The 21,865-nt window shown below is 73.0% G+C and carries 24 protein-coding genes; 7 read left to right on the top strand and 17 right to left on the bottom strand.

What is annotated here, in order from left to right:
- Positions 1 to 65: 65 nt before the first annotated feature.
- Positions 66 to 1,427 carry an SLC13 family permease gene (locus ACP4J3_RS17150; RefSeq protein ID WP_426535161.1) on the bottom strand — a complete coding sequence of 454 codons (1,362 nt, stop codon included), beginning with the start codon at positions 1,425 to 1,427 and terminating at the stop codon, positions 66 to 68.
- A 219-nt stretch (positions 1,428 to 1,646) separates the two neighbouring features.
- On the opposite strand from ACP4J3_RS17150, the gene ACP4J3_RS17155 reads away from it, so the two are divergent.
- From ACP4J3_RS17155 to ACP4J3_RS17180, 6 genes are all read left to right on the top strand, one after another.
- Positions 1,647 to 2,354 carry a FadR/GntR family transcriptional regulator gene (locus ACP4J3_RS17155; RefSeq protein WP_426535163.1) on the top strand — a complete coding sequence of 236 codons (708 nt, stop codon included), beginning with the start codon at positions 1,647 to 1,649 and terminating at the stop codon, positions 2,352 to 2,354.
- Positions 2,355 to 2,386: 32 nt separating this feature from the next.
- Positions 2,387 to 2,926: a hypothetical protein gene (locus ACP4J3_RS17160; RefSeq protein WP_426535215.1), complete on the top strand. Its 540-nt coding sequence runs from the start codon at positions 2,387 to 2,389 to the stop codon at positions 2,924 to 2,926.
- 118 nt (positions 2,927 to 3,044) lie between these two features.
- Entirely contained in the window at positions 3,045 to 3,503 is a 459-nt protein-coding gene (locus ACP4J3_RS17165; RefSeq protein ID WP_426535165.1) for a MarR family winged helix-turn-helix transcriptional regulator, read from the top strand.
- 56 nt (positions 3,504 to 3,559) lie between these two features.
- Positions 3,560 to 3,943, top strand: coding sequence for a VOC family protein (locus ACP4J3_RS17170; protein WP_426535167.1), 384 nt, complete (start codon positions 3,560 to 3,562; stop codon positions 3,941 to 3,943).
- Positions 3,944 to 4,165: 222 nt separating this feature from the next.
- A complete protein-coding gene (locus tag ACP4J3_RS17175; RefSeq protein WP_426535169.1) occupies positions 4,166 to 6,532 on the top strand; it encodes a glycosyltransferase in 2,367 nt (788 codons plus the stop codon).
- Positions 6,529 to 7,716 carry an acyltransferase family protein gene (locus tag ACP4J3_RS17180; protein WP_426535171.1) on the top strand — a complete coding sequence of 396 codons (1,188 nt, stop codon included), beginning with the start codon at positions 6,529 to 6,531 and terminating at the stop codon, positions 7,714 to 7,716. The genes ACP4J3_RS17175 and ACP4J3_RS17180 overlap by 4 nt, the downstream gene beginning before the upstream one ends.
- Before the next feature lie 24 nt (positions 7,717 to 7,740).
- On the opposite strand, the gene ACP4J3_RS17185 is transcribed toward ACP4J3_RS17180, so the two are convergent.
- Positions 7,741 to 8,811, bottom strand: a complete 1,071-nt coding sequence (locus ACP4J3_RS17185; RefSeq protein WP_426535173.1) for a MerR family transcriptional regulator — start codon at positions 8,809 to 8,811, stop codon at positions 7,741 to 7,743.
- 141 nt (positions 8,812 to 8,952) lie between these two features.
- On the opposite strand from ACP4J3_RS17185, the gene ACP4J3_RS17190 reads away from it, so the two are divergent.
- Positions 8,953 to 9,828, top strand: a complete 876-nt coding sequence (locus ACP4J3_RS17190) for an ATP-grasp domain-containing protein (protein ID WP_426535175.1) — start codon at positions 8,953 to 8,955, stop codon at positions 9,826 to 9,828.
- A 19-nt stretch (positions 9,829 to 9,847) separates the two neighbouring features.
- On the opposite strand, the gene ACP4J3_RS17195 is transcribed toward ACP4J3_RS17190, so the two are convergent.
- The 15 genes from ACP4J3_RS17195 to ACP4J3_RS17265 all read right to left on the bottom strand — a co-directional run bounded on the left by ACP4J3_RS17195 (position 9,848) and on the right by ACP4J3_RS17265 (position 21,398).
- Complete coding sequence (locus tag ACP4J3_RS17195) at positions 9,848 to 10,729, bottom strand: F510_1955 family glycosylhydrolase (protein WP_426535177.1); 882 nt, start codon at positions 10,727 to 10,729, stop codon at positions 9,848 to 9,850.
- A 126-nt stretch (positions 10,730 to 10,855) separates the two neighbouring features.
- Entirely contained in the window at positions 10,856 to 11,029 is a 174-nt protein-coding gene (locus ACP4J3_RS17200; protein ID WP_426535179.1) for a hypothetical protein, read from the bottom strand.
- Positions 11,026 to 11,700 (bottom strand): SCO family protein, encoded by a 675-nt coding sequence (locus ACP4J3_RS17205; RefSeq protein WP_426535181.1) that lies wholly within the window; start codon positions 11,698 to 11,700, stop codon positions 11,026 to 11,028. The genes ACP4J3_RS17200 and ACP4J3_RS17205 overlap by 4 nt, the downstream gene beginning before the upstream one ends.
- A gap of 217 nt (positions 11,701 to 11,917) precedes the next feature.
- Positions 11,918 to 12,466: a DUF305 domain-containing protein gene (locus ACP4J3_RS17210; protein WP_426535217.1), complete on the bottom strand. Its 549-nt coding sequence runs from the start codon at positions 12,464 to 12,466 to the stop codon at positions 11,918 to 11,920.
- A gap of 86 nt (positions 12,467 to 12,552) precedes the next feature.
- Entirely contained in the window at positions 12,553 to 13,224 is a 672-nt protein-coding gene (locus tag ACP4J3_RS17215; protein ID WP_426535183.1) for a DUF3105 domain-containing protein, read from the bottom strand.
- 582 nt (positions 13,225 to 13,806) lie between these two features.
- The gene (locus ACP4J3_RS17220; RefSeq protein WP_426535185.1) at positions 13,807 to 14,811 is read right to left on the bottom strand and encodes a M56 family metallopeptidase; all 1,005 of its coding nucleotides are present in this window, start codon (positions 14,809 to 14,811) and stop codon (positions 13,807 to 13,809) included.
- Entirely contained in the window at positions 14,808 to 15,197 is a 390-nt protein-coding gene (locus ACP4J3_RS17225) for a BlaI/MecI/CopY family transcriptional regulator (protein ID WP_426535187.1), read from the bottom strand. The genes ACP4J3_RS17220 and ACP4J3_RS17225 overlap by 4 nt, the downstream gene beginning before the upstream one ends.
- A 98-nt stretch (positions 15,198 to 15,295) precedes the next feature.
- The gene (locus tag ACP4J3_RS17230) at positions 15,296 to 16,036 is read right to left on the bottom strand and encodes a tRNA-dependent cyclodipeptide synthase (RefSeq protein WP_426535189.1); all 741 of its coding nucleotides are present in this window, start codon (positions 16,034 to 16,036) and stop codon (positions 15,296 to 15,298) included.
- A 155-nt stretch (positions 16,037 to 16,191) separates the two neighbouring features.
- Positions 16,192 to 16,566: a hypothetical protein gene (locus ACP4J3_RS17235; protein WP_426535191.1), complete on the bottom strand. Its 375-nt coding sequence runs from the start codon at positions 16,564 to 16,566 to the stop codon at positions 16,192 to 16,194.
- Between the two features lie 104 nt (positions 16,567 to 16,670).
- A complete protein-coding gene (locus tag ACP4J3_RS17240) occupies positions 16,671 to 17,276 on the bottom strand; it encodes a hypothetical protein (RefSeq protein ID WP_426535193.1) in 606 nt (201 codons plus the stop codon).
- Complete coding sequence (locus ACP4J3_RS17245) at positions 17,242 to 18,045, bottom strand: FkbM family methyltransferase (RefSeq protein WP_426535195.1); 804 nt, start codon at positions 18,043 to 18,045, stop codon at positions 17,242 to 17,244. The genes ACP4J3_RS17240 and ACP4J3_RS17245 overlap by 35 nt, the downstream gene beginning before the upstream one ends.
- Positions 18,042 to 18,251 (bottom strand): Trm112 family protein, encoded by a 210-nt coding sequence (locus ACP4J3_RS17250; protein ID WP_426535197.1) that lies wholly within the window; start codon positions 18,249 to 18,251, stop codon positions 18,042 to 18,044. The genes ACP4J3_RS17245 and ACP4J3_RS17250 overlap by 4 nt, the downstream gene beginning before the upstream one ends.
- Positions 18,248 to 19,174: a hypothetical protein gene (locus ACP4J3_RS17255; protein ID WP_426535221.1), complete on the bottom strand. Its 927-nt coding sequence runs from the start codon at positions 19,172 to 19,174 to the stop codon at positions 18,248 to 18,250. The genes ACP4J3_RS17250 and ACP4J3_RS17255 overlap by 4 nt, the downstream gene beginning before the upstream one ends.
- A gap of 14 nt (positions 19,175 to 19,188) precedes the next feature.
- On the bottom strand, positions 19,189 to 19,929 hold the full coding sequence (locus tag ACP4J3_RS17260) for a methyltransferase domain-containing protein (RefSeq protein ID WP_426535199.1): 741 nt from the start codon (positions 19,927 to 19,929) through the stop codon (positions 19,189 to 19,191).
- Complete coding sequence (locus tag ACP4J3_RS17265; protein ID WP_426535201.1) at positions 19,926 to 21,398, bottom strand: condensation protein; 1,473 nt, start codon at positions 21,396 to 21,398, stop codon at positions 19,926 to 19,928. The genes ACP4J3_RS17260 and ACP4J3_RS17265 overlap by 4 nt, the downstream gene beginning before the upstream one ends.
- Positions 21,399 to 21,865 lie beyond the last annotated feature (467 nt).

Below are 21,865 nucleotides of genomic sequence, written 5' to 3' on the forward strand. Positions count from 1 at the left end.
AACTGTTCTCGACTGTTCTTGGCCGTTCGTCGGGTACTGGCGGTTGTGGTCATCCCTCGGCCTGCCTACCCCCAGCCCGGCACGACCATCACCAGCCACACCACCGCGGGCACCGCCGCCACCACGATCCCTCCGTACACCATGAGCTGCCGGAAGAAACGCTCACGGTCCACGTCCGGTGCCGCGGCCAGCACCAGCGCGCCGTTCGTCGAGAAGGGGCTCACGTCCACCACGGTCGCCGACACCGCGAGCGCCGCCACCATGCCGACCGCGCCGATCTCCCCCTGCGCCAGGAACGGAACGGCGAGCGGGATCAGCGCGCCCATGATGCCGACGGACGAGGCGAACGCCGAGACGATCGCGCCGATGTAGCAGAGCAGTACGGCCGCCAGCAGCGGTACGCCGATGCCGCCGACGCCCTCGCCGGCCCAGGTGATGGTGCCCATCTCGTCCAGTACGCCGACGTACGTCAGCACACCGCAGATCAGCAGCACGGTCGGCCAGGCGATCTCGCCGACCGCCTTGCGGCTGTCGTCCGGCCAGGCGGTGCTCAGGACGACGGCGAGGGTGATCGCGGTCAGACCGGCGTCCAGATCGAAGCCGAGGACGGCGACGACGAGGGCGACCAGGGAGACGAGGGTGGCGATACGGGCCGGGGTGAGGTGGGTGGTGGCCGGCGTGGTGGCGGTCGGGGCGGGGCGGGTGACGGTGGTGCCGGGCTCGCGAGGGCCGGTGCCGGTGCCTGTTGCGGGGACGGCCTCGCCTCCGGAACTGCCACCGCCCCCCTGGGACCCGCTCCCCGTCGTCTCCACCGCCCCCTGCGCCCACAGCTTCAGCCCGCCGAACAGCACGAACACAACCCCCGCGATGACGAGGTTGACGATCAGGGAGGCCAGGAACAGGGCGACTTCGTCACCCGGCAGCTTCTCGCGCTCGACGATGCCGTTGACGATCGAGCCGTAGATGCTGATCGGCGAGAAGCCGCCGCCCTGCGCGCCGTGCACGACCATGGCGCCCATCAGCAGCGGGCTGATGTGGTACCGCGCGGCGAAGCTCAGCGCGATCGGCGCGACGATCGCCACCGCGGCCGGGCTCACGGCACCGATCGCGGTGAGCGCGCCGGTGAGGGCGAACATCACCCACGGGATGAGCGCCACCCGGCCCCGGACGAGCCGGATGGAGGCGTGCACCAGCCAGTCGGTGGTGCCGTTGGCGCGGGCGATGGCGAAGAGGTACGTGACGCCGACGAGGACGACGAACAGATCGCCGGGGAAGCCGGCGAAGATACCGTCCGCGTCGAGGCCGGCGACGAGGGTGCCGACTCCGAAGGCGGCGGCGAAGGCGAGCGCGCCCATGTTGATGGAGCGGGTGGTCGCGATGACGAACACCACGACGAGGACGAGGATCGAGATGAGTTCGGGGGACATACGGGCTCCCGTCTCTGGGTCCCGGGGCGTGTTGTGGGTACGGGCGGCAGTGGCCAAGTGGCTGAGCCAATTCGGCCTGCTGGCTGGATAGCGTGAGCGCGCGACGGGGGCACGTCAAGGGTGCACGCAAAATTGGCTCAGCCACCGGACCACCAGACCGCCGGACCACCCATCCACTGCCCTCCCCCGGTGCTACGCTCCCGACGAGAGGGGGACCCCGTGACCGACGCCCTGCGCCCCATGACCAAACAGCGCCTCTACGAGCAGGTGCTCGACCGCCTGCGCAGCTACGTCGCCGAGGGCGGCCTCGGCGCCGGGGACCGGCTCCCGACCGAGCGCGACCTGGCCCAGCGGCTCGGCGTCAGCAGGGCCTCGGTGAAGCAGGCGATCGTGGTCCTTGAGGTACAGGGACTGGTGGAGGTGCGGCACGGCGGCGGCACCTACCTGGTCCGGGACAACCTCGACATCGAACCGGTGGACCGCATGGTCGAGCGCCGCCGGCGCCTGCCCGACGTGCTGGAGGCGCGCGAGGCCCTGGAGACCAAGCTCGCCGAACTGGCCGCCGAGCGCCGCACGGAGGAGGACCTCGCGGCCATGCGCTCCGCCCTCGCACACATGGCGAAGGAGATCGAGGACGACGGCCACGGAGTGGAGGGCGACCGCCGCTTCCACGCCGCCGTCACCGCCGCCGCCCACAGCAGCATCCTCGCCGAGTTCATGCGCTCCATCGCCGACCAGATCGCCGAGAGCCGCACCGAATCCCTGCGCCAGCCCCACCGCCCCGCCCGCTCCCTCGCCCAGCACCAGGCCATCCTCGACGCGATCACCGACCAACGCCCCGGCCAGGCGGCGGCAGCGATGCGGCGCCATGTCCGTACGGTGGCGAAGGTGCGGTTGCTGGACTGGGAGCCGGACGGGGAGCGCTAGGGCGAGAGGGGAGGGGCCGGTCGGTGCGCCCATTGCTGCTGGTGGATGTGGACGGACCGCTGAACCCGTATGCCGCGAAGCCACATCGACGCCCCGAGGGCTATCGGACCCACCGCCTCCTGACGCCCCGCTGGGAGGCCGCCGAGCGGCGCCGGCTGGCTGAGTGGGGGCTGCCGGACAAGTCGGTGAAACCACTGCGGGTGTGGCTCAACCCGACTCACGGCCCGGCATTGGACGCGCTCCCCTTCGACCTGGTGTGGGCGACGACGTGGGAGGAAGAGGCCAACGCTTTCATCGCCCCGGTCCTCGGATTGCCCGAACTGCCCTTCATCGCCTGGCCGTCGACGCGGGCCGAGCCCGGGAACGGTGTGTTCTGGAAGACACCGGAGATCGTCGCGTGGGCGAAGGGCCGGGCGTTCGCCTGGATCGATGACGAGATCACCGAAGCGGATCGCGCCTGGGTGGAGGAGCGTCACGGCGGCCCCGCCCTGCTGCACCGGGTCGATCCCCGACGCGGCCTCGCCGACGACGACTTCTCCGCACTCGCGGCATGGGCGACCGCCCTGCGCTGACCCGCGACCAGTCGGCGGCCGTCGCACGCCGTCGTCGGGCCTTGACCTCAAGTCGGGTTGAGTTTCTACGGTCGGTCTCGTCGAAGCAGCTCGGACAGCGACGGAGGGGCCGGCGGCCATGGAGTACTCGCACAGTGACGGCGATCTGATCAAGCAGCCCATCGGCTACTGGAGTTGGGCCGCCTACAAGGCCGTCATCGCCCGCACCCGGGCCGCGCTCGCCGAGATCGGCACCACCCAACCGCAGTGGTGGGTCCTCGCGCAGGTCGCACGTGCCAACACCGCCAAGACCCGCGACGAGGTGTCCCGCCTCCTCCGGAACTACCTCGACACCGGTCCGGAAGCCATGGAGTCGGAGATCGACACGACCATCGCCCGGGGCTGGATCACCGAGGACGCCGAGGGACGCCTGGGCATCACGGCGGAGGGAAGGGCGTTCTACGACAAGGCCGCGGCCCTTCAGGAGGAGCTCTGGGCGGAGCGGCACGCGGACGTCTCCGACGAGGAGTACCTGACCACCCTCAAGGTGTTGCAGCGGTTCATCCACAACACGGGTGGACAGGCCTGGCACCACTAGGGACCCGGGACGCAATTCGGTAGCGGACCGAGCCGTGCTCAACCATGCTCAACCGCATGGTTTCGGTGGTGCAGAACGTGGCGATCGACTGTTCGGATGCCTATGAACTGGCCGGGTTTTGGAGTGAGGTGATCGGTTGTCCGCTGCACCCGTCCGTCAGACCGGGGGATCCGGAGACCCAGGTGACGCTCCCGGAGGGCCCGGCGCTGTACTTCAACCAGGTGCCGGAACCGAAGACGATCAAGAACCGGATCCACCTGTGCCTGCGACCGACGACCTCGCGCGAGGAGGAGGTCGAGCGGTTGCTGAATCTCGGAGCCACCCTGGTCGCCGACCGCCGCGAGCCCGACGGCGCGGGCTGGGCCGTCCTCGCCGACCCCGAAGGCAATGAATTCTGCGTCCTGCGCAGCGAGTCCGACCGCGCGGCGATGTCTTCCTAGACACGGCCCCCTGGGACGGAAAACGCCGCCCGTCGGTTCCGCCATGCCCGGTGCTCTCACACTCGGTCACGCGATTCCCCCCACCTCCTTGGCATGGGCACGTAAAGGCAATCAAGGTGTTACACCGACGCAGGTGTGGTGTTCACGGCGCTCGGTGAGGCTACTGGCACGTACCGACAAAAGGTCCTCCCCCCACATCCGAACAGGATTGGACCCACATACATGACCACCGAACTGAGGCGCGCACCCGCGCCCCGGAACGCTCCGGCCTGCCCGCCGGCCGACGGGTCGCCACAAGGCCGGGTCCTCGCGGTCGGCACCCCCGGCCCCCGACGCGAAAGGCTCACCCGCACCCTCGAATCCACGGGCTACGACGTCTCGCTCGCGGCCCCGGGCGAAGTGGGCCCCAGCGTCCAGCGGACCCCGCCCGACGCGATCGTCGCCCTGGACGGCCACGGCGGCGTCGAACAGGCCCTGGCGGTCGTACGGGAGATACGCACCGCACCCCATGGCCAGGTCCTGCCCCTCGTCATGGTCACCGCCGACCGTGAACCCGCCGGCGTCGCCCGCCTGTTGCACGGCGGCGCCGACGACTGTCTGTCCGAGGCCGCCGACCCCGTCGAACTGTCGGCCCGGATCGCCGCCAAGCTGCACCGCGTCCCGGTCCCCGTCGACCGGCTGGCCCTCGACCCACGCACCGGCCTGTACTCCGCACCCCACTTCCGCGCCGAACTCGACCGCGAACTGCGCCGCCCCGGAAACCGTCCGGGAAACCGTCCGGGAAGCCGTTCCGGACGCCACGCCGGTGTCCTCGCGGTGGTCGCCGCGGCCGAGGCGGACGCGCTGGAGGAACGGTTCGGCGCGCGGGTGCGCCGCGAGGTCGCCGAACGCCTCGCCGGTGTCGCCGAACGCCTCGGCAACGGCAGCAACCGGCTCGGCCGGGACGAGGAGGGGCGCCTCCTCGTCCTCCTGCCCGGCGTGGACGAGGAGACCGCCCGGCGCGCGCTCCAGGAGTTCGCCACCGCCGTGGCCGGCACCCGGTTCGTGGTCGCCGACGAGAACGTACGGCTGACCCCGGCCGTCGGCTGGCTCCCCCTCGCGGAAGCCGACGACCGTGCCGTGGACAAGGCGGGTGATGCCGTCGCCGAGGCCCTGCGCCACCGCGACCTGCGCCCCGTCCGCTACGAACCGTGGATGCGGGCCACCGCACCACGCCGCCGCCCCCGGCAGTTCGTACGCCCCCTGCTGCTGTCCCTCTCACCCCTGCTCGCGCTGCTCATCGGCGTGGGCGTGCCGTTCGCGCTGTACGAGCAGGCGTACGCGCTGCTGGGCTGGGACGTCGCCTCGGCGGTCTACTGGGTGGTGGTGGCGGGGCTGGTCCTCTCCGCCTCCCTGATCCTCCTCGAATGCCTCTTCTCGCTCGACGCGCCCACCCGGCCCGCGGCGCCCGCGCAGCCGTACCCGCCCGCGAGCGCGGTCATCGCCGCGTACCTGCCGAACGAGGCGGCGACGATCGTCGACACCGTCGAGTCCTTCCTGCGCCTCGACTACCCCAACGACCTGGAGATCGTCCTCGCCTACAACACACCGCACGCCCTGCCGGTCGAGGACACCCTGCGCGACATCGCCCGCCGCGACCCGCGCCTGGCGCTGCTCCCGGTGGCCGGCAGCACCTCCAAGGCGCAGAACGTCAACGCCGCCGTCAGCCGCGTGCGCGGCGAGTTCGTCGGCATCTTCGACGCCGACCACCACCCGGCGCCGGACGCCTTCCGGCACGCCTGGGACTGGCTGTCGGGCGGCTACGACGTCGTCCAGGGCCACTGCGTCATCCGCAACGGCGAGAGCTCCTGGGTGGCCCGGCAGGTGGCCGCCGAGTTCGAGGCGATCTACGCCGTCAGCCACCCCGGCCGTACCCGCCTGTACGGCTTCGGCATCTTCGGCGGCTCCAACGGCTTCTGGCGCACCGACCTGCTGGCCCGCACCCGGATGCACGGCTCGATGCTGACGGAGGACATCGACTCGACGCTACGCGCGTTGACGGAGGGCGCCCGCATCGCCACCGACCGGACCCTGATCTCCCGGGAGCTGGCGCCCACCCGCCTCAAGCCGCTGTGGAACCAGCGCTCCCGCTGGGCCCAGGGCTGGCTCCAGGTGTCCCTGCGTCACCTCCGCCAGTCCCTGCGCAGCCCCGCCTTCACGCCCCGTCAGAAGGCCGGACTGGCGGTCCTGTTGGGCTGGCGCGAGATCCAGCCGTGGCTCTCCCTCCAGATCCTCCCGGTCCTCCTCCACTCGGCCGTGCGCGCAGGCGGCGCGGACCGCATCGACTGGGCCACCCCCGCCTGTCTGCTCGCCTTCGCGTTCACGCTCTCGGCGGGCCTGGTGCAGACGGCGTTCGCGGGCCGCCTCGCCGTGCCCGAACTGCGCCGCAGGCGCGGCTGGTTCTGGCGGCACGCACTGATCTCGACCGTCTTCTACACCCACTTCAAGAACATCGTGGCCAGGCAGTCGCACCTCAAGGAACTGCTGGGCGACCGGCGTTGGCGGGTCACACCCCGCACGGCGGCGGCGAAGGCGGTGGGCCAGGAATGAGCACCAGCACCCGCCGGCTCGAACTCCAGGGCTACCGGGGCCTGGCCGCCCTCAGCACGGTCGTCTTCCACGTCTGGCAGCAGTACTACGTCTACGACGCCCAGGGCGCCCACCCGCCGGTCGACAACCCCTACCTCGGGGCGCTGATCTCCCTGGAGGTCATCGACCTGTTCTTCGTCATGTCGGCCTACCTGCTGACACTCTCCTACGCCCGGGCCGCGATCGACGGCGACGACCGCACCCGCCCGCGCAGGGACTTCCTCTTCCGCCGCGCGACGAGGATCCTGCCGCTCTACTTCCTGGCGGTGCTCCTGGTCTGGTCCCTGCGCAACCCGTCCCTGCCCGGCGACTGGCGCGACCTGCTGGAACACCTCACGTTCACGCACGTCTTCGACCAGAAGCGCATCTTCTACACGCTGGGCCCGACGTGGTCGCTGTCGCTGGAGATCGCGTTCTACCTCACCCTGATCGCCGTCGGCCCCCTGGCGATCCGCACCTGCCGCCGCCTGCGCACCCGCCGAGCCCGCGTGCTGCTGTGCGCGTCGGGCTGCGCGGCGCTGTACTTGATACCGGTGGCCTGGATCGCCGTAGCCCACCACGCCCTCGCCGTCCCGCACACCAACTGGCCCGTCTACTTCGGCCCGCAGGCCCGTCTCGGCGGCTTCGCGGCCGGCATGGCGCTGGCGGTGCTGCTGGTGGCGCTGGGCGAACGGGGCCGGATCGGTGCACGGTGGGCGACGGCGACGGCGCTGACCGCCGGGGCCGGCCTGTACGCCCTGTCCTACCACTCCGCCCCGGAGAACCCCTGGCACACCTACTACCACCCCTTGGCCGCACTCCTCTGGTTCGCCCTGCTCTACGCCACCCTCCACGTCCACACCACCGCCCGCCCCCGCTGGCACGCCCTGCTGCGCTCGCGTTGGCTGACGGGCGTCGGCCTGGTCAGCTACAGCCTCTACATCTGGCACGAACCGCTGATGCTGGCCCTGTACGACTCCGGCGCGCTGCCCCGCTCCCAGGCGGGCTTCCCGCTGGCGGCACTGTGCGTGGTCGCCGCCGGGGTGCTGGTCGCGACGGTGAGCTACTGGGCCGTGGAGTACCCCGGAAGCCTGCTGTCGGCACTGCGGGACAAGAAGGGCCGGCAACGGGACTTCTATCCGGAGCCTGAGCCCGCGGTGCGGTGACCCCGGCCCTTCGACGCCCCGACGTCAGACGGCGCCCTCCACCACATCCGCCACCACACAACTCACGTTGTCGGGCCCGCCCGCCTCGTTCGCCGCGGTGATCAGGGTGTGGACGGCCGTGTCCGGGGTCGGGGCGGTGGTGAGGAGGTGGCGGATGCGGGCGTCGGGGACTACTGCGCAGAGGCCGTCCGAGCACAGGAGGTAGCGGTCGCCGGGCTCGGCGTCGCGCAGGCGGAGGTCCACCGTCGCCGGGGCGGCCGGGGGCAGGCACTTCAGGAGCAGGGCGCGCTGCGGGTGGGTCGTCGCCTCCTCCGGCGTGAGACGGCCCTCGTCGATCAGGGACTGGACCACCGTGTGGTCGTCGGTGATACGGAACAGGGCGCCGTCGCGCAGCAGATACGCGCGCGAGTCGCCGATGTGGACCAGGGCCAGCCGGGAGCCCGTCCAGAGCAGGGCCGTCAGGGTCGTGCCCACCTCCGCGTCGCCGTCGGCCGCGTCCCGGACCGCCTGCGTCGCGCCCTGTACCGCGTCCTCCAGCAGGTTCAGCACGTTGTCCGCGCCGAGCTCCGCCGTCTCCAGGAAGCGCAGCGCCGCCACCGCCGCGCTGCTCGCGGGCGCGCCTGCCGGTCCGCAGCCGTCGGCCACCGCGAGCAGTCGCGTGCCCGCGTAGGCGGTGTCCTGGTTGGCGGGGCGGACCCGGCCGCGGTCGGAGTGGGCGGAGTAGCGGAGTTCCAGCATGGTGGTGTCCTTCCTCGGTGTCGCCGACATGTGCCGGATGAGGAACTCGGCGAGGTCGCGCCGCGCGGCCGTGTCCGACTCCACCCGCGCCCAGTAGGCGCGGATCTCGCGTGCGGCGTCGGCCGGGCACATCGCGCACACCTGGCGGATCCGGGCCAGCGGCATCCCCAGCCGCCGCAGCCACGCCACCAGCCGGGCCTTGTCCAACTGCTCGACGGCGTAGTACCGGTACCCGGTGTCCGGATCCACCCGGCTGGGCTTGAGCAGGTCCAGCTCGTCGTACAGCCGCAGTGCCTTCGGCGACAGCCGGCAGGCCTTGGCGAAGGCCCCGATCGTCAGCATGTGCCCGCCCGCCATGTGCACCCCCGTACCTCTCCGGTTCCTCGCACCGATGCTGTGGCTTCACCGAAGGGGAAGGTCAAGCGGCCTGTCCCGGTTCCGGAGGGGCGGGCTTGTTAGCCTGCGCATCGCACAACCGTCCGAGCCGGAGGAGCCCGCGTGCCCCGTATAGCCCTTGTCACCTGCCGTCCCGGCCCCGAGGTCAGCGTCGACCGCGACCTCCCCGTGCTGGTGCGCGCGCTGCGGGAGGCGGGGGCCGAGGCCGACGCCGTGTACTGGGACGACGAGAGTGTCGACTGGGGCGGCCACGACCTCGCCGTGATCCGTTCCACCTGGGACTACAGCTGGCGCGCGGCCGAGTTCCTGGCGTGGGCCGAGCGGTGCGCCAAGGCCACGCGGCTCGCGAACCCGGCCCACGTCGTGCGGTGGAACGCCGACAAGCGCTACCTCGGCGACCTCGCCGAGGCCGGGGTGCCCGTCGTGCCCACTCGCTACTTCGCGCCTGGCGAGACCCCCGACCTGCCGCCGGACCACGAGTACGTCGTCAAGCCCACCTCCGGCGCCGGCGCGCGGTTCGCCGCCCGCTACGCGCCCGACGAGCACGACACGGCCGTACGGCAGCTCGCGCGGATGCACGCCGAGGGGTTCACCGCGATGCTGCAGCCGTACGTCAAGAGCATCGACGTCAGCGGGGAACGGGCCCTGCAGTTCTACGGCGGCCGCCTCCTGCACGCCAGCCGCAAGGGCGCCGTCCTCTCCCCGGGCACGCCCTACGACGAGCGCAAGGTCGCCCACCCCGGCCTGGAGCCCTGGACCCCGACCCCGGCCGAACTCGCCGTCGCCGAGCGTGCGTTGGCCGCCGTACCGGAGGCCGGCGAGCTGCTGTACGCGCGCGTGGACCTCGTCGACGGGGAGGACGGGCAGCCACGGGTCATGGAGCTGGAGCTGGTCGAGCCGAATCTGTTCCTGTCGCTGCACACGGCGTCGGTGCCGCGTGTGGTGGAGGCGATCCTGGGCGCCGCCGCTTCCGGTTGACCGGGGCGGCTGTGACTGCTCAGTGGCCTGTGGCCGGAGTCACCGGCAGGCGTTCGGTGAAGGAGGCGCCGCCGTTGCGGGACTCGTAGACGCCCTCCTGGGTGGCGGCGAGGATCCGGTCGGTGTCGAGGGCGGTCAGGGCCTGGGGCCGGCCGCCGGGGACGGTGCCGGCCTTCTTCCAGGTGGTGCCGGAATCGGTGCTGCGGTGGAGTCCGCCTGCCGGGTCGACGCCGTACAGGGCGTCGGGCGTGGCCCAGGAGAGGTAGGCCAGCACGGGTGCGGTGCCCGCGGCGAAGGTCTTGCCGCCGTCGGTGCTGCGGGCGACGCCGTTCTCGGTGGTGGCCAGGACGACGTCGGGGTCCTCGGGGCTGACGGCGATGTCGAGGGCGGCGAGTTCGGCGCGCTCGTCCCAGGTCTTGCCGTCGTCCTTGCTGACGCGCAGCATCCCGTGGGTGCTGTCGTAGCCGTAGACGGTGTCGTGCGCGTAGTCGAGGGCGTGGAAGTCGACCTCGCCGCCGAGGGAGACGGTCTGCCAGGTCCTGCCGGCGTCGGTGCTCTTGATCAGGCCGCGGTTGGCGTGGCCCTCGCTGTGTTCGGCGGGGTGGCCGCTGCCCAGGAAGGTGGCGGGGCCGGCGACGGTGAAGCCCATGTAGTCGGCGGTGTCGCCGACGCGCGCGGCGGAGCCGTCGTCCTTGACGGCGATGACGCCCTCGTGGGTGGCGACGTAGAGGCGGCCGTCGGCGGGGTCGATGCCGAGGCCGTGGATGTGGCTCACGGCGACCGCCGACGGGGAGGCCGGGTCCTCGGCGGCGGGGGTGTCGGAGTCGCTGGTGCAGGCGGCCAGTGCGGCGGTGAGCAGGGCGGCGGCGGTGGCGGCGGCCAGGCGGTGGCGGAAGGTCATCGCGGGATCCTTGTGCGGGTGGTGGGGGCGGGGGTGGGGCCCGGGTGGCGTCGAGGGCGCTCGCCCTGCCGCCGGGCCCTCGCCGCTGATGGCGTGATCAGACACGGGGGGTGTAGGTGGCCGCCTTCACGGGGAGGGGCAGCTCGACCGGGTCGGAGACGGCGAAGTGGAGCACCACGGGGATGCGTCCGCCTTCGGCCGGGCGGTGAACCCGGTGGCCACGGCCAGTGCGAGGGCGGTGGCCAGCACCCCGGTGGCGGCCAGGGTGACGGCCGCCGGGCGGGTGCGGCGAGCGGTCACGGGGTCTGCCCCTTCAGCAGCTTGGGCAGGTCCTCGGCGTAGTCCTCGGCGGTGGCCTCGTCACCGTGGTAGAGCACGTGCGCCTTGTCGTCCTTGGCGAAGAAGGCCAGGACCGTCTTGCCGTGCGTGGCGGTGACCTTGCCCTCCTTGTTCTTCGTCGCCGGCTCCATGCCCACCCCGACCGTGCGTGCGGCGTCCTCGACGGCCTGGTAGTCGCCGCTCAGCCCCACGAAGTCCGCATGGCCCGCGCTGGGCAGCCACTTGCCGAGTTCGGCGGGGGTGTCGCGCTCGGGGTCGGTGGTGACGAACACGACCCTGAGCCGGTCCCGGTCGGACTGGGACAGGTCCTTGTAGGCCAGGGCGAGGTTGCTCATGGTCAGCGGACAGGCGTCCGGGCAGTGGGTGTAGCCGAAGTACACGAGCGTGAGCTTGTCCTTCGTGTTCTCGCGCAGGTCGAAGCGTCTGCCCCGGGTGTCGGTGAGGACCAGGTCCGGTTTGGCGAACGGGGTGTCCAGCACGACGGCAGCCGCCCGGTTCCTCGCCGTGGCGTCGGTGATGACGACCGGTTCGTCCCCGGCCGTGGCGCGGGAGGCGTCGCCGCTGCCGCAGGCGGTCAGGGTGAGCGCCGCGGTCGCGGTCAGCGCGGCGGCCAGGGCAATGGGTGTGCGCATGGTGAACAGCCCCTGGGGGTGACGGTCGGAGAGCGGAGAGCGGAGAGCGGAGAGCGGGTGAAGCACGTTCGCAGGAAAAACTAAGTAGCTTAGGCGTTTGCTGGAGTCTGGGAGTCTAGGGCAGGCAGCTCACGACTGCGCGTCCGCCCCCTCGGGGAACGGGTCGCGACGGCGGCCCGGGAGCATGCCGGGCCGCCGTTCTCGGGCGCGGCCGGTCTCATCCCCGCGGGGCGGCGCCCCGGTCGGCGAGCATGTCGGCCATCAGCTTCATCTCGGACTGCTGGCCGCGGACCATCCCCTCGGCCAGTCGGGCCACGACCGGATCCTCCGCCAAGTCGGCGGCACCCCGCGCCATGTCCACGCCGCCGCGGTGATGGTCGGTCATCAGCCGCAGGTAGAGCGTCTCGGCGTCCCTGCCCTCGGCCTTGCGCAGCTTGTCCAGCTCCGCATCGGTGGCCATGCCCTCCATCAGGGAGCCGTCGTGCGGCTCGTAGTCCACGGCGTGGCCCATCCACGCCATGGGCTCGTCCTGCGAGGACTTCGGCAGCCCCCACGCGTCGAGCCGGCCCAGCAGCATGCCGCGCTGGTTGGCCTGGGTGTTGATGATGTCGTACGCGAGCCGGCGCACCTCCTCGTCGTCGGTGCGGTCGCGGACGATGAACGACATCTCCACCGCCTGCTGGTGATGGACGGCCATGTCCCGGGCGAACCCGGCGTCCGCCGAGTCCGCGGACGGAGCCGTGGCGTCCGCGCGGGAGGCCGTCATCGCCACCAGGGCGAGGACGGCCAGCAGCAGGGCGAGGCCGGCCCCGGCGTAGGGCAGCCACCGTGCGGGGGTGCGGGAGGTGCCGGTCACCGCATGCTCCCGCCGCTGCAGGCGGCGCCCGGCTCGGGCGTCTGGGCACCCTGGACGTACTTGTCCAGGAACTCGGCGACCCGCGGGTCCGACTCCTTGTCCACGCCGAGCTGGTGGCCCCAGGCGGTCAGCGTTATCGGGGAGGACTGGGCCTTGTAGGGGCTGAGGAAGGTGTACGACGTCTTCTTCACGGTCTCGGTGAGCGCCTTGACGTCGGCCTCGGTGGCCTTGTCGTTGTAGGTGATCCAGACCGCGCCGTGCTCCAGGGAGTGCACGGCGTTCTCCTCGGTGACCTCTTCGGTGTAGACCTGGGCGTCGCAGTTGAGCCAGACCTGGTTGTGGTCGCCGCCCGCGGCCGGGCTCATCGGGTAGTCCACGTCCTTGTCCACGTGGTCCCGGCCCAGGTCGGACCAGGTCTTCTCGCCCTTCACCGGGGCGGCCTTGGCCTTCTCCTTCTCGTCAGCCGCGTCGAGGAGGTACCAGCCGCCGCCGACGACGCCGGCGAGGATCACGGCGGAGGCGGTGATCGCGATGATCCGGTTGCGCTTCTCGCGGGCCTGCTCGGCGCGGCGCATCTCCTCGATCCGCGCGCGGCGGTCCGCCTTCTGGCCCGCCTTCGTCCTGGAAGCCTTCTGGGAGCCCTTTTGGGCCTTCGTCCTGGAGCTCATGGAGTTGTCCTTCTTCTTCTGCTGCTGTGGTGGGTGCATATGGGCATGCCGGAAACGGAGCCGGTGGACGGACCCCGGCTCCGGCGGCGGGCCTACACCCGCAGCAGTTGCAGAAGATGAAGATCAGGTGCCCGGGGTGACGGAAGGCCGCGCGCCGTGGCGGTCCGGGACTGCGGTAGGGCGTCCGGCCCCGTGACGGTCCCCGGCTCCGCCTGGCCGCACGGCCAGGACTGATGCGAGCCGGGCAGGATCGAGCCGTCGATCGGAGGGGCACACCGGTGACCGCCCTCCTTCGCGCACCGGTCGCAGGCGGTTCCCTCCCGGTCCGTCGCCGTGACGGTGTGCCTCGGGCTGTCCTTGGCCGGGACGGAGACGGAGACGGGCCCGTGGCCGGACATCGAGCCCAAGGAATGGGCAGAGGTCCGTTCGGTGGCAAGGGCCGTGGAACACATCAGGGTCAGCGCGACCAGCACCGACAGGACCCCTGCCAGCAGGACCGGCAACGTCCGCGCACGGGATGCGCGCGGACGGCAAGGGCGGGCGGCAGCGGAAGCCGCGTCGGCCATGTCCACCACCACCCCTTCAGTCCCTGAGTTCCACGGGTGACGGGGCGGGTGCGGAGACCGGAGCCTCGTGCAGCGGGCAGGTGGCCATCCCCGCCGTCGCCACCGCGGGCTGGACGGCCAGCGCGAACGGCAGCGCGAGGACGGCTCCCGCCGCCAGCGCACCGGCCCAGGCCACGCCCCTCCGCAGCGGCCGGTGCGGACCGAGCAGCCGCCGTACCCGGGCGGCCGCGTGCCCGCCCGACGCGGCCAGCGACGCCGTGGGCGCACCCGCCGCCCTGGCGCCGGCCAGCCCGACCAGCGCGCCGGCCAGCGTCAGCGGATCGCAGCGCGTGGTCGCCGCGTCGTCGGCGGCCAGCTCCACCAGGTGCCGCGTCTGCTCCGCCGCCGTACGGAACGGCGCCAGGCGCCCGAAGGCCCGCTCCAGGGCCTCGGCCCAGGCGAGGACCAGGTGGTGCCGCTGGCGGATGTGCGCCCGTTCGTGCGCGATCACCGCCCGCAGCTCGTGCGGGGCGAGCGCGGCCAGCGCCGCCGAGGTGAGCACGATCCGGTGGCCGTGCCCCGGCAGGCAGTACGCCGCCGGGCGCTCGTCCTCCAGCACCGTCACCCCCAGATCCGGGCGCGCACTGCCGACCAGCGCCAGGGCCCGCGCGTGCCGGGTCCGCTCCCGCCGCGCCCGCCACAGCGCCCCGGCCAGGCAGCAGCCGGTCCGGCCCACCAGGAGCAGGGCCACCGTCGTACCCGCCGCGGCGACCGCGGCGCCGCCCGGAGCGGCGTACTGGGCGCGCAGCGCGAGCACACACGCGTGCAGCATGTCGGCGAGGTTGCCGCTGACCGGCAGCGTGGGCACCGCCAGGGCCAGCCCGCCGAGCACCACCGAGACGAGGACCGTGGCGGTCAGCGCCTGCCAAGCCAAGATGGCCAGCCGGGGCGCCCGGCGGGTCCAGTCGGCCCGGGCCAGCCGGGCCGGGACGAGTGCCCCCAGCACAGCGGCGTACCCGAGGAGCAGCAGCGCGGTTCTCATACGCCGGCCCCCGGCGCCCCGTCTCCCGCCCGGCGGGCGGCGAGGGCGGCGCGCAGCTCGGCGACCTCGGCCTCGTCCATGGCGTCGAAGAGCCGTACCAGGGTCGCGGTGCGGTCGGCGCCGGTGGCCCACACCTGGTCGATCAGCGAGGCGGCGTACTCCTCACGGGACTTGGTGGCCCGGTAGCGGAAGGCGCGGCCGTCCTTGGTCCGGTCGAGCCAGCCCTTGCGGCGCAGGATGTCCATCACCGTCTGCACGGTGTTGTACGCCAGTGGCCGCGGCCGGTCGCCGTTGAGCCGCCCGAGCACCTCGCGCACGGTCAGCGGCGTGCTCTCGGCCCACACCACATCCATGATCGCCTGCTCGAGCTCGCCGAAGCCCCGCATCCCGGGCTGCCTCCCTCCGCCAAAACCCAAGCCACATAGTACGTAGTGCGTACCGGTGCGGTCCCACGGCTCCGGCATCCCATCCGGTGCCGGCACGGTCACTTCGCTTCCTCTTCCTCCCGCAGGTGCACATAGCCCTGCCCGGCGGCGGGCGTGAGCGGCAGCCGGTGCCGGAACAGGTCGTCGAGGAAGGCCGGGACCTGGTGGTAGCAGAACACCGAGGCGGGCGCGCCGACGATGCGCGGTGTGTCGAGGAACAGCGGCAGCTCGGCCAGGAAGTACCGCACCGCCGTACGCGACTGCTCCGCGGTGGCCGCCTGACCGGCGGGCAGCCGCCGCTGCAACGTCCACGCCGACGCGGCCAGACACGCCTCGCCGAAGGCCGCGTCCCGCCCGTATCGGTCCTCGACGGCGCCCAGCAGCTCCAGGTAGGCGCTGTTCGCCGACAGCGCCTGCCCGTCCAGGACATGTGCCTGCGGCTCGGCCACCCCGGCGTCGGTCAGCGCCCGCACGATCTTGTTGCGTACGTACTGGCCCTGGCGGCGCGCTTTCCACGCCGCCCGCTCCGGGGCGTATCCGAGCGCCTGGAGCGTGTACGCGGCGGCGGTGTCCGGCACGAAGAAGTGCACCCGGCTGAAGGCGCCGAGCGCCCAGCGCGCCAGACGGCTGATGCGCGGGGCGGAGAAGTGGCTGTTGAACGGGCTGATGCCCACGCAGGCATGGGCGCGTGCCGCGAACGCCTCCCGGCAGCGAAGCGTCAACGGAACGGCGTGCAGCGGGCCCGGGCCACCGGATCCGGCAGGACCGGTCGACGGTGCGGGCAGGGGCGGCTGAGGCATGGCGGACTCCCTCAAGAACGGTGGACCCCCTCGCGAACAGGGCATGAGGCGGGGGGCGGGAAACGGCGGAACGGCAGCCTCGGCCCGCCCTGAGCCCGCCGAGCCCGAGTGATCAGGCCGACAGGGACCGGGCGTGGCCGGGCGCCGGGGGAGTCCTACGTCCGGATGACGCCCAGGGCGAACCGGCCCGGACCTGCCGCCCGGCGCTGCGGGACGAACGGCCGACGAGCGCCTGAGCAGACGGGGGTCAGCGCCGCACCGGTCGCCCCGGCGACGTCACCGGCACGCGCGGTCGGCTCGGACCGGCCGGCCGGACACCGCTCGTCCTGCGACGCACAGGCGTGCCCCGCACCGTGGGAACCGTCGCCGGACGCGTCGCCGGACCCGGACACCGCGACGAAGGCCACCACCGCACGATCCGAGGGTCCGGGGGACGCCGGCACCCCGGAAGCGCAGCCCAGCAGCGTCAGAGCCAGCAGCAGCACACCGAGAACCCGGTGGCGCGCGGCCGTGCCGCTGGGCAGATCCATGGCTCCCGACCGTAAACAGCGTTCTCAGGGCACGCCCCCGCAACGCAGTCACTGTCACCTGGACGGCCGAGCCCTGCCGAAGAGCGAGGGTCGGCGGGAGCCTGTCAGCCGGTGACCGCCACCCGCTGCAGCAACCCCCACGTGAACTCGGCGACCACCTCCCGCCGCACCCCCTCCCCGTCCGGCGCCGTGAAGGCCAGACCCCACCGGGTGGGCGCCGTGCCCTCCAGTGGGCGGGCCGGGGCGAAGGCGCGGGCCGCCTCGTCGACCGTGCAGGACCAGGGGGTGAGGTCGGTGAGGGTGCGCAGGGTCGGCGGCCGCGCTCCCGGGGCGCGGACGAGCCATTCGTTCCAGACCGCGCCGTTCGGGGCGAGCAGCACCTCGAAGCGCAGGTCGGGCCAGAGCGGGACCGGCCACAGCCGGGCCTCGCAGTCCAGGTCGCCGATCCTGCGGCGGACGGAGGACTCGGGCGGGCCCAGGACCGAGCGGTACCGGGCCGCCGATCCGCGTGCCCGCGGTGAGCGGACCATCGCCTGCCAGCGCTTGTTCGCCTCGCGCATCTCGGCCAGGGAGGCGCCCAGCTCCCTGCGGGCGTCCTCCACCAGGTCCGGATTGTGGTCGGCCATGCGGCGCAGCAGCACCAGCTGGAAGTGGAGCGGCGTGAAGGCACCGGTGCTAGCGGGGGGCTTTCCTGAGGGCATGTGCTCCATCGTCGCCGATCGGGCGGCGGCCGTCGGGAAGGAAGAGGACGGAATTGACGTACCGCGGGCCCGGGAAGGGCAGCACCCGGCGCAGCAGGCCCTGGGCGGCCACGTACGAGGTCTCCGCCTGGTGGTCCTCCAGGGGGAAGCGGTTCAGGGGCACCCAGTCGCCGCCGGGCAGCACCCAGCCGTCGTAGCCGAGCATCGACAGATACGTCACCACCGGGCCGATCGGCTGGATACGGGACTCCAGCTCGATGAACAGGGCGGGCCGGTCGCGGGCCAGGATGCCGGTCGCGCCGCGCAGCACCGCGAGTTCGCTGCCGTCCACGTCGACCTTGACGAACCCGACGTCCTTGAGGCCGAGTTCGTCGAGGGTGACGCAGCCGACGCGCAGCGCCTGTCCGTGGATGTCGCGGCGGACGAGCGACGACACCCCGCGGTCGCCCGCGTCGTGCGGCGGCAGCCAGAGCCGGGCCGTACCGGGGCGCTCGGCCGCGGCGGCCTGCACGACCCGGACGTTGGGCGGGGCCGTCGCCGCCAGGAGCCGCGCCAGGTGGGGGACCGGCTCCACGGTCACCACCCGGCGGGCCCGTCCGGCCAGCCGGCGCGTCCAGGGGCCGTACCAGCCGCCGACGTCCACGGCCGTCCCGCACCCGGCCGGGCACAGCTCGGCCAGCCGCGCCAGCTCTGGCTCGAAGCGCGGGTAGACGGCCCGGGCGACGGCGGCGACCAGCCGGGTGGGCAGCAGCGGGGCGATCCTCGTGGCCAGCGTCATGAGGTCATCCGCTTGAGGAGTTCCTCGTGCTCGTCGTCGGAGACCTGCTCCCCGGAGGCCGGCAGCAACTGCGGGATGCCGTCGACGATCGGGTAGCGGCGGTGCAGGCGCGGGTTGTACAGGGCGTCGTCCGGCACGACGAGGTGCAGCGGCCCCTTGTCGAGGGGACACGCCAGGATCTGCAGCAGCGGGTCGTCGGGTTTCATGGTGGTGTCAACTCCTTGGCACCGATGGAGGGTTGCGGAGATGGCTCGGGGCGGTGGTCGTGCCGCGGCATCGACATCAGCACGGTCAGGGCGAGCGCCGTACCCGCGACCCGCAGCGCCAGCCGCAGCGGATCCTCGGGCAGCGCCTCGCCGAACGACAGGGTGCCGAGCACGGCCGTGTACAGACAGGTCACCGTCGTGCACACCGGCACGATCAGCGAGGCCCGGCAGCGTTGCAGCGCCGCCTGCGACATGACCAGCCCGAACGCGCCGGTGAAGAGGAGGAGATACGGGTACGGGGAGCGGAGCAGGTCCAGTACGGCGCCCCCCAGCCCGCTCGTCGTCAGATAGCTGGACACGCCCTTGATGGCCAGCGAGCTGACCCCGTACAGCAGCCCCACCGCCACCCCGTACTCGACGCCGGTCGTCGGCAGCCGGTGCCGGTGCCGGGCCCTGCGCTCGGCGGAGTTGTACAGCCACACGCCCGCCGCCAGCGACGGCACGCACACCAGCAGGATCAGCGGGTACGGCGCGGCCCGGCCGACCGTCTCCCCTCCATTGGGCCCTTCCCGCAGCGACAGCACGACCATCAGCAGGGCGGCGAGGATCGCGCCGAGCGCGTACCGCTCCCGGCCGCTGGTCTCCTCGCCCAGCAGCCGCGCGGAGAGCAGCACCAGCAGGACGAGCCCGGAGACGAAGATGCCCTGCGCGGCGGCGATCGGCAGGGTGCGGTAGACCACGAGCTGCGCCCCGAAGCCGGCGGCGAGGGAGAGGGAGCCGCCGATCCACAGCGGGCTGCCGAGCACCAGCCGCAGCAGCCGCGCGGGCTGCCGGATGCTCACCTGCGGAAGTGCGGTCAGCGCCCGTTTCTCCAGGACGAAACCGAGGCTGTACAGGGTGTTCGCCATCAGGGCCGCGGCCACTCCCCACCACATGGCTACGTCCTCCGGGCATGCAGCAGCAGGATCGACGCGAGGGATGGCCGGGCACAGGCCAGCTTGTCGATCGGCCGCAGGGGACGCGGTACGCCGTGGAAGGGGGCCCCGGCGAGGCGTACGACCTCAAAGCCGGACGCCGCCACGAACTCCCGCAGCGCACGGGCGGTGTAGAGCCGCAGATGCCCTACGACCTCCTTCCCCGGCCGTCCGTGTATGCCTCGCAGGCTGACCTCCGAGAACACCGGCTGCACCCCGGCCAGCAGCAGGGCGCGGTTGTACCAGGCGGCCAGGTTCGGGGTGGAGAGCATGAGGTGGCCGCCGGGGCGCAGCACGCGGCGGATCTCGTCCAGGGCGGCGTCCGGGTCGACGAGATGCTCGACGACCTCGCTGAACAGCACGGCGTCGGCGGATCCGGCCCGCAGCGGGAGCCCGCCGTCGGTGAGTTCACCGCGCACGGCGTACGGGATCCGGGTGCGGGCCCTGCGCAGGGCGTCCTGGGACCAGTCGACGCCGATGATGCGGTGGCCGGGCAGCAAGGGGGCGGCGGTGGCCGCGGCGGTGCCGTCGCCGCAGCCGATGTCGAGGATCGTGCGGGGCCGGTCGCCGGCCGGCCCCAGGGCCGCGGCGAGCATGCGGGCCTGGCGGCGGCTGCGGGGGGTGCCGGAGGCGACGGGGACGGCGGGGTTCTCGTAGAAAGCGCGGAGGTCCTTCGGGGGCGGCGGGGTGGCGGTCGTCGTCACGGGCTCACCTCCGTGGAGTGCAGATAGTGCTCGAAGAGGTCCCGCAGATGCGCGCCGTCGCCGTGGCTGAGCAGGGCCCGCGACCAGCGCAGGGCGAGGTGGAGGCGGCCGGCGGTGGAGGCGGTGGTGACGGTCAGGCCGCGCGGCACCCGGGCGGGCGCCGAGAACCACACGGCGTGCGCGCGGCCGGCCTCCTCGCCGAAGTCCAGGGCGTAGGGGATACGGCCGATGTTGCTGAGCAGGGTCGTGGAGGTCCAGGGCGCGGCGGCTCTGCGCAGGCCGCGGGTGAGGGCGGCGCGGACGGCGACGGGGGCCCATGGGGTGGTGAGGAGGGAGGCGCCGTGGCCGAGCTGGGGGCGCGGGAGGGACTTGAGCGCGCGGGTGCGGGTGGCGGTGCGGTGCAGCAGGGCCGGCATCTCGGCGGGGGTGTGGGCCGCCAACTCCTCGGGACTGAAGGGGACTTCGACCAGCCGGGTGCCGTTGCCGATGGGCATGGTGGCGTCTCGGGGGCGGTCGTCCACGGGCATGGTGATGCGCAGGGGGCGGGGGCGGGCGCCGTGTTCCCTGTTCCAGTGGGCGATGGTCAGGGCGGTGGTGACCATGAGCTGGTCGTTGACGGTGTAGGGGGAGCCCTTGGGGCGGTGCGGGAGGGGGAGTTCGGTGACGAGCATTCCGTTGCCGGGGGAGGGTTCCGGGGTGCCGGGGGCGACCCGGGCGGGGGGTGACCAGTTGGACGGGGTCCGGTCGGCCTGCGGTGGGGCTTGCGTCGTCCGGACGGGGGTCACCCGGGCGGGGGAGTTGTCCTGGCCGCCGTAGAGTTCGGCGGCGGTGGCGAGGACTCGGAGGCAGGCGGGGCCGTCGAGGGCGGTGTGGTTGATGGTGAGGAAGAGGACGGTGCCCTGTGACCCACCCAGCCTGCGGGCAGTCGTGCCGCTTGGGGCGGCACGGGTGGGCGCAGGCGGCACCCCGCGAGCGCGGGCAAGCGACTCACCCCCACGCGAACCCCCACCGGCCGGACGCGGCGAATCCACCGCATCCGAGGCCTCGCTCCCTTCAACAGGCCCCGCCCCCTGAACCACTTCCAATCTGATCGGCGGGGAAAGGGACAAGGGCGGCGCCTCCGTGAGCGCCCGGGTCCGCGCATCCCGCAACGCGTCCCGCCCCGGCGCCGGAAAGCTCACCACGTCCAGGTCGGGCTCCGCCGTCAGCTCCCACTCGTACCGGCGCCGGTACCACCGCCCAGTCGCCTCCCGCATCAGGATCCGGGGATGCCGGCGCAACGCCTCCGAGAAGGCGGTACGCAGCCGTTCCTCGTCCAGCCGCCCCGGGAGGTGGACCTCGATGTGGACCGTCTCCGGTTCCTCCTCCTGGAGGCAGTGCCGGGCGACCTCGTCCACGACGGGGAAGGGGATACGGGCCGGTGGCCGCAGCGGGCCCTCGGCGCGTGCGGGCTGCTGGAGTGCGGTCATGTGGCCTCGCCCTTCCCGGTGTCGTCGGACTCGGGCGCGTCCTCGGCAGGGGTCGCCCGGAACCGCGGTTTGCGCGGCGAGACGTGCGCCGTCGGCGGATCGGGGTCAGGCCCGCCGGGCCCGCGCGCGGAGACGGTCGGCCCGGAGGCACCGGCCAGCGGACCACGCCCCCGCTCCCGCTGCGGCAAGGGCGGCGCGGGCGCCTCCGACGAGGCCGCCCCGGAACCCGGAACACCGCCCCCGGCACCCGACGGCAGCCCGGCCGCCCTCGGCCCACTCGCGAACCCACCCGCCGCTTCAGAGGATCCCGCGAACCCGCCCGGCCCTCCTGGTCCGTCTGCGGTTCGACCGGGCGCTCCCGAGCCGACAGGAGAGTCGCCAGATGATCGTGAGCCGGCCGGTTGTCCACCAGGCCCTGCTGGTCCAGCCGTGGACCCGCCCGGCCCTCCTGGTCCGTCTGCGGATCC

Source organism: Streptomyces sp. UG1, assembly GCF_049974585.1.
Lineage (GTDB): Bacteria > Actinomycetota > Actinomycetes > Streptomycetales > Streptomycetaceae > Streptomyces.

What these genes read in the sequence shown, in the direction of transcription:
- ACP4J3_RS17220 (WP_426535185.1), bottom strand. Translation starts at nt 14,811, where the DNA reads ATGAGAACCGCGCTGCTGCTCCTCGGGTACGCCGCTGTGCTGGGGGCA.
- ACP4J3_RS17235 (WP_426535191.1), bottom strand. Translation starts at nt 16,566, where the DNA reads ATGGATCTGCCCAGCGGCACGGCCGCGCGCCACCGGGTTCTCGGTGTG.
- ACP4J3_RS17245 (WP_426535195.1), bottom strand. Translation starts at nt 18,045, where the DNA reads ATGACGCTGGCCACGAGGATCGCCCCGCTGCTGCCCACCCGGCTGGTC.
- ACP4J3_RS17205 (WP_426535181.1), bottom strand. Translation starts at nt 11,700, where the DNA reads ATGCGCACACCCATTGCCCTGGCCGCCGCGCTGACCGCGACCGCGGCG.
- ACP4J3_RS17185 (WP_426535173.1), bottom strand. Translation starts at nt 8,811, where the DNA reads ATGGCGGGCGGGCACATGCTGACGATCGGGGCCTTCGCCAAGGCCTGC.
- ACP4J3_RS17175 (WP_426535169.1), top strand. Translation starts at nt 4,166, where the DNA reads ATGACCACCGAACTGAGGCGCGCACCCGCGCCCCGGAACGCTCCGGCC.
- ACP4J3_RS17250 (WP_426535197.1), bottom strand. Translation starts at nt 18,251, where the DNA reads ATGAAACCCGACGACCCGCTGCTGCAGATCCTGGCGTGTCCCCTCGAC.
- ACP4J3_RS17150 (WP_426535161.1), bottom strand. Translation starts at nt 1,427, where the DNA reads ATGTCCCCCGAACTCATCTCGATCCTCGTCCTCGTCGTGGTGTTCGTC.
- ACP4J3_RS17210 (WP_426535217.1), bottom strand. Translation starts at nt 12,466, where the DNA reads ATGACGGCCTCCCGCGCGGACGCCACGGCTCCGTCCGCGGACTCGGCG.
- ACP4J3_RS17165 (WP_426535165.1), top strand. Translation starts at nt 3,045, where the DNA reads ATGGAGTACTCGCACAGTGACGGCGATCTGATCAAGCAGCCCATCGGC.
- ACP4J3_RS17240 (WP_426535193.1), bottom strand. Translation starts at nt 17,276, where the DNA reads ATGGAGCACATGCCCTCAGGAAAGCCCCCCGCTAGCACCGGTGCCTTC.
- ACP4J3_RS17170 (WP_426535167.1), top strand. Translation starts at nt 3,560, where the DNA reads ATGGTTTCGGTGGTGCAGAACGTGGCGATCGACTGTTCGGATGCCTAT.
- ACP4J3_RS17215 (WP_426535183.1), bottom strand. Translation starts at nt 13,224, where the DNA reads ATGAGCTCCAGGACGAAGGCCCAAAAGGGCTCCCAGAAGGCTTCCAGG.
- ACP4J3_RS17180 (WP_426535171.1), top strand. Translation starts at nt 6,529, where the DNA reads ATGAGCACCAGCACCCGCCGGCTCGAACTCCAGGGCTACCGGGGCCTG.
- ACP4J3_RS17225 (WP_426535187.1), bottom strand. Translation starts at nt 15,197, where the DNA reads ATGCGGGGCTTCGGCGAGCTCGAGCAGGCGATCATGGATGTGGTGTGG.
- ACP4J3_RS17230 (WP_426535189.1), bottom strand. Translation starts at nt 16,036, where the DNA reads ATGCCTCAGCCGCCCCTGCCCGCACCGTCGACCGGTCCTGCCGGATCC.
- ACP4J3_RS17195 (WP_426535177.1), bottom strand. Translation starts at nt 10,729, where the DNA reads ATGACCTTCCGCCACCGCCTGGCCGCCGCCACCGCCGCCGCCCTGCTC.
- ACP4J3_RS17265 (WP_426535201.1), bottom strand. Translation starts at nt 21,398, where the DNA reads ATGACCGCACTCCAGCAGCCCGCACGCGCCGAGGGCCCGCTGCGGCCA.